We start from the raw sequence: 6,288 nt of genomic DNA, 5'->3' as shown, positions 1-6,288 counted from the left end.
TCAGAAATTGTCATTCCGGACTTATATAAATCTGATATCATTTCCTTGTAATCTTCTGTATATTTTTTACCTCTACCCACAGTAGAAACACTTCCTTTCTCTAACTAAGTATTATTTTACCTAGTTCGATAAAACGTGTCCACTATTTTATACTAACACCACATGTTACTGGCTGTGCTACTCGCACTTTGAACGGTCTGCCAACCGCATTTTTTTCACTAACTACCCCTTAAATGTTTTTTTCTTATTTGTTTTTCTTTAGCGGCTCACCCGTAAACGGGTCAATATACTCTTTTAAACCTATTTGTTCATATGCTATATCTTCCTGTATTTGATTTTTAATATATTCTTCTATCGCCTTTTTATTTCTTCCAACTGTATCAACATAATACCATTTGCACCAAAATTGTCTATTCCAACACTTATATTTTAAGTTGGCATGTTTATCAAAAATCATCAAAGAACTTTTTCCTTTCACAAATATCCCATAAATTAAAAAACACTTAGTTTTGCTGGAATACTTACAAGCATATGTATATGATCTTCACATTCATTTGCTTCTATTATTTCTACTCCTTTTTGATCACATAACTTTCTTAATGTTGCTCCTATATCTGATTTTATTTTCCCATAAATTATTTGTCTTCTATACTTTGTTGCAAAAACTATATGGTATTTGCAATTCCACTTGCTATGTGCTAAGCTACTATTGTCCATTTCGGACACCTCCTTGTAAAATTAAGTTTTGGTCGGCAAACCTACTATTATTTTAAATCGGAGGTTTTATTTTTTTCTACTCATAGCTATAAGCTTTTTAGAAGAGGCTGTATCAAAATAAATTTCGATATTAGTCGTGAAAAAGGTGGATTCATAAATTTGAATCCACCTTTTTGCGTATACTATTATTATGAAAAATATTCATCAAATAGTATTACCAATTAATTTAGAAATTATTATTCCTAAAGATGATTCAGTGAGATTGCTATATGAAGTTACGGAGGGATTAAATTATAAAAAATTGTATAGAAACTACTCTACTCTAGGTAGAAATTCAGCAATCGACACGAAAACATTATTTAGAATAGTTGTATATGGATATATGAAAAAATTTTTTCGAGTAGAGATCTTAAAGAGGCTTGTACAAGAGATGTGAATTTTCGTTGGCTTTTGCAAGGGCAAAAGGTTCCGTCACATAATACTATAGCTAGATTTAAAAGTTCTAGAATGAAAGATTGTTTGTAAGATTTATTTAAGCAACTGGTTTTAAAGTTAAATGAAAAAGATGAGATTAAATTTGAAAATCTATTTATTGATGGAACAAAAATCGAAGCTAATGCAAACTGATATACTTTTGTTTGAAAGAAATCTATAAACAAATTTGAAGAGAGATTACAAATTAAAGTTAAGAAACTAATTGAAAATATTAATAAAGACTTAAATATTAATTTTCATAATGAAAAGAAGAGATCTATATCAGAGGCTAATAAATTGCTAACTTATATTATTTTATAAAAAAAGAATTCTGATTTAGAGTTTGTTTATGGAAAAGGAAAAAGAAAGAGCAAAATTCAAAAATATACTGAAGAATTAGAAGATTTCATAGAAAAACAAAGTAAATATGATAATTACAATGAAATCTTTAATGGAAGAAATAGCTTTTCAAAAACAGATAAAGATGCAACTTTTGTGTATATGAAAGAAGATCCTATGAAAAATTGGCAGCTTAAACCAGGTTATACTATTCAAATTGGTGTTGAAGGTGAATATATTGTCGGAGTTGACATATCAAGTGAACGCTCAAATCAATTAACTTTAATCCCATTTTTAGATAAGTTAAAATCAAATTTAAATACTCAATATCAATCCGTTACAGCTGATGCTGGCTACGAAAGTGAAGAAAACTATTTGTACCTACAAAATAATAATTATGAAGCATACATAAAACCACAAAATTATGAAAAATCAAAAACTAAAAAATTTAAGAATAACATTAAAAAAAAGAAAATATGATTTATTTAAGTGATGAGGATTGTTATATTTGTACCAATGGTAAAAAACTGAATGTTAAAGGTATGATTAATAAAAAATCTAAATCTGGATATAAGTCGGAAGTAACCGTATATGAATGTGAATCATGTGAAGGTTGTGAACACAAATCAAACTGTACAAAAGCCAAAGAAAATAAAAAAATTACTGTCTCAAAAAAATTTATGTATTTAAGAGAAAAATCACTAAAAAATCTAAAAACAGATAAAGGAATTTTATTAAGAAAGAATAGATCTATACAAGTAGAAGGTTCTTTTGGAATTATAAAACAAGATTATAGCTTCAGAAGATTTTTGATGATGGGAAGTAAAAATATCATAATAGAATTTCTCTTAATTGCTTTTGGGTATAACATAAATAAATTACATCGTAAAACGCTTGAAAAGCGTAACGGGCAATTACTACATTTAAAAAATATAGATTAAAACCATCTAAACACCATAATTTAGAACAAGGATCACATTCTTCTATTTCTCATGTCCTTTTTTATTAAAATTAGTTAAAAATTTCATTCAATAGTCAAAAAAGAAGGTGTAATCAAAATGATTAATTTAATCATTTTGATACACCCCCTATTCATTAATACAAAAATAGAAGCTAGAATTAAAACTCTAGCTTCTAAATATTATACTTCTATACTTCAATCTAATTTATATTCTACCTTAATTAGAATTTAACACTTCTTACTTTCCAGCAAGTTTTTTGTATCCTTCTAATCTTTCTTTAGCGTCTCTTTCAGTCTTCTCGAATAAAGCTTCAGCAGCTTCTGGGAATGCTTTTGCTAAAGCAGCATATCTAACTTCTCCCATTAAGAATTCTCTAAAGTCAGCAGTTGGCTCTTTAGAATCTAATATGAATGGGTTCTTATCAGTTCCTTTTAACATTGGATTGTATCTGTAAGTAGCCCAGTATCCGCAATCAACAGCTTTTTTCTCTTCTAATTGAGAGTTACCCATACCAATTTTTAATCCGTGGCTGATACATGGAGCATAAGCTATGATTAATGATGGTCCTTTGTATGCCTCAGCTTCAGCTATAGCTTTAAGAGTTTGGTTCTTATCAGCACCCATAGCTATTTGAGCAACATATACATATCCGTAACTCATAGCCATCATTCCTAAATCTTTCTTCTTAGTTCTCTTACCTGCAGCAGCGAACTTAGCAATAGCAGCAGTTGGAGTTGACTTAGAAGCCTGACCACCAGTATTTGAGTAAATTTCTGTATCCATAACAAGTATATTTACATCTTCTCCACTAGCTAAAACGTGGTCAACTCCACCGTAACCGATATCGTAAGCCCATCCGTCTCCACCAAAGATCCATTGTGATCTCTTAACTAAGTAGTCTTGGTCTTTTAATATTTCTTTAGCGAACTCATTAGTTTCATCTTCTAAAGCAGCTATAACAGCATCAGCTCTATCTCTTGATCCTTCTCCGTTATCTACTTCAGCTATCCAAGCTTCTAAAGCTTCTTTAGCTTCTACTTTAACACCAGCTTCTATAGCTTTTCCAGCAAGATCTACTAATCTTTCTCTTATAGCTTTAACTCCTAAGAACATACCTAAACCAAATTCAGCATTATCTTCAAATAATGAGTTAGCCCAAGCTGGTCCATGTCCTCTATGATTAGTTGTGTATGGAGTTGAAGGAGCTGATCCACCCCAGATTGATGAACATCCAGTAGCGTTAGCTATCATCATTCTATCTCCAAATAATTGAGTTATAAGCTTAGCATATGGAGTTTCTCCACATCCAGCACAAGCTCCTGAGAACTCGAATAATGGTTGTTCGAATTGGCTACCTTTAACTGTGTTTTTGTTCATTGGATTTTTCTTAGGTGATACTTCCTCTATACAGTAATCCCAAGCAGCTTCTTGATCAGCTTGAGTGTGTTGTGGTTTCATAACTAAAGCTTTTTCCTTAGCAGGACAAACTTGAGCACAGTTTCCACATCCAGTACAATCAAGTGGGCTTACAGCCATAGTGAATTTCATTGGTTCTTCAGTTTTTAATGCTTTAGCAGCAACTAATTTAGTTGAAGCAGGAGCGTTATTAGCTTCTTCCTCAGTTAGTAAGAATGGTCTTATTGTAGCGTGAGGACAAACGTAAGCACATTGGTTACATTGGATACAATTGTCAGCTATCCATTCTGGTATATTTATACCAATTCCTCTCTTCTCATAAGCAGCAGTACCTGGTTCAAAAGTACCATCTTCCATTCCATTGAATGCAGATACAGGAAGCTTATCTCCTTCTAATCTGTTCATTGGTTCAACTATATTTTTGATGAATGCTGGAACTTCTTTAGCTTCAACAACTTCATCTTGAACATTAGCCCACTCTGCTGGAACGTTTATTTCAACGATAGCATCTATTCCTTTATCTATAGCAGCATGGTTCATATTAACAACTTTTTCACCTTTTTTACCGTATGAAGTTACAACAGCGTCTTTTAAGTATTTAACTGCATCTTCAACTGGTATTATGTTAGCTAGCTTGAAGAATGCTGATTGCATGATCATGTTTATTCTTCCACCTAAACCAACTTCTTGAGCTATTTTAACAGCATTTAAAGTATAGAATTTAATGTTATTTTCAGCTAAGAATCTCTTATAGTTTGCTGGTAAATGCTCAGCAACTTCTTCTGGAGTCCAGATTGTATTTAATAAGAATGTTCCATTTTTCTTTAATCCATCTAAAACGAAGTATTTGTTAACATATGATTGGTTGTGACAAGCAACGAAATCAGCTTTGTTTATTAAATAAGGTGATTTTATTGGTTTCTTACCAAATCTTAAGTGAGAGATTGTAACTCCACCTGATTTTTTAGAGTCATATGCAAAGTATCCTTGAGCATACATATCAGTATGGTCTCCGATAATTTTAATAGCACTCTTGTTAGCTCCAACTGTTCCGTCTGATCCTAATCCCCAGAACTTACAAGCTTTAGTTCCTTCTGGAGTAGTATCAACTTCATGAGCTCCAGCTGGTTCTTCTAATGAAGTATTAGTTACATCATCAACTATAGCTAAAGTGAATCCATTTTTAGGTTCTTCTTTGCTTAAGTTTTCGTAAACAGCAATGATATGAGCAGGGATAGTATCTTTTGATCCTAATCCGAATCTACCACCAACTATTTCAGGAGCATTTTCTAATCCATAGAATGCATTTTTAACTTCTAAGTATAAAGGTTCTCCTGCAGCACCTGGTTCTTTTGTTCTATCTAAAACAGCCACTTTCTTAACAGTCTTTGGCATTGCTTTTATTAATCTTTCATTTGAGAAAGGTCTGAATAATCTTACTTTGATTAAACCAACTTTTTCTCCTTTAGCGTTTAAGTAGTCTACAGTTTCTTCTATTAAGTCAGTAACTGATCCCATAGCTACGATAACTCTTTCAGCATCTGCTGCTCCATAGTAATCGAAGCAGTTGTACTCTCTACCAGTTAACTTAGTGATTTCTTTCATGTAGCTCTCAACTATTTCTGGAACTGCATCGTAGAATTTGTTTACTGCTTCTCTTTCTTGGAAGTAGATGTCTGGGTTTTGAGCTGTACCTCTTGTAACAGGCTTGTTAGGGTTAAGAGCTCTTCTTCTGAACTCTTCTACAGCTTCCATATCTACTAATTCTTTTAATTCATCGTATTGTAAAAGTTCAACTTTTTGTATTTCATGTGATGTTCTGAATCCATCGAAGAAGTTTACGAAAGGTATTCTTGATTTAAGAGATGCTAAATGAGCAACTGCTGATAAATCCATAACCTCTTGAACTGATCCTTCTGCTAACATAGCGAATCCAGTTTGTCTTGCAGCCATAACGTCTTGGTGATCTCCAAAGATGTTTAATGCTGAAGTAGCTAATGCTCTAGCTGATACATGGAATACTGATGGTAATAATTCACCAGCTATTTTGTACATGTTTGGTATCATTAATAATAAACCTTGTGAAGCTGTGTAAGTAGTTGTTAAAGCTCCAGCTTGTAATGAACCGTGAACTGCCCCAGCAGCACCTGCTTCTGATTGCATTTCCATTACTTTTACAGTTTGACCAAATATGTTCTTTAATCCTCTTGCACTATTTTCATCAACCCACTCTGCCATTGGTGATGATGGTGTTATAGGGAATATTGCTGCAACATCAGTGAACGCATATGATATATAAGCGGCAGCTGTGTTACCATCCATAGTTTTCATTTTTCTCATTGCCATTGAGATGACCTCTCTTTCATTAATTTTGTAGATA

General features: G+C 32.4%; 1 protein-coding gene and 2 pseudogenes. 1 reads left to right on the top strand and 2 read right to left on the bottom strand.

Translation table 11 applies throughout. The features are described from left to right. Window positions 1–244: 244 nt before the first annotated feature. A pseudogene (gene tnpA / locus Q1K13_RS01650) lies at window positions 245–717 on the bottom strand (IS200/IS605 family transposase). 190 nt (window positions 718–907) lie between these two features. Between tnpA and Q1K13_RS01645 the strand changes: the two are divergent. Continuing rightward, window positions 908–2,471: pseudogene (locus Q1K13_RS01645) on the top strand (IS1182 family transposase). A 258-nt stretch (window positions 2,472–2,729) separates the two neighbouring features. Here the strand turns inward: Q1K13_RS01645 and nifJ are convergent. Beyond that, window positions 2,730–6,248 (bottom strand): pyruvate:ferredoxin (flavodoxin) oxidoreductase, encoded by a 3,519-nt coding sequence (nifJ, locus tag Q1K13_RS01640; protein ID WP_300347188.1) that lies wholly within the window; start codon window positions 6,246–6,248, stop codon window positions 2,730–2,732. Window positions 6,249–6,288 lie beyond the last annotated feature (40 nt).

Source organism: Clostridium sp., from assembly GCF_029267215.1.
GTDB lineage: Bacteria > Bacillota > Clostridia > Clostridiales > Clostridiaceae > Sarcina.
The sequence above is the reverse complement of the archived record's forward strand: the minus strand, read 5'-3'. Positions and strand labels throughout refer to the sequence as shown.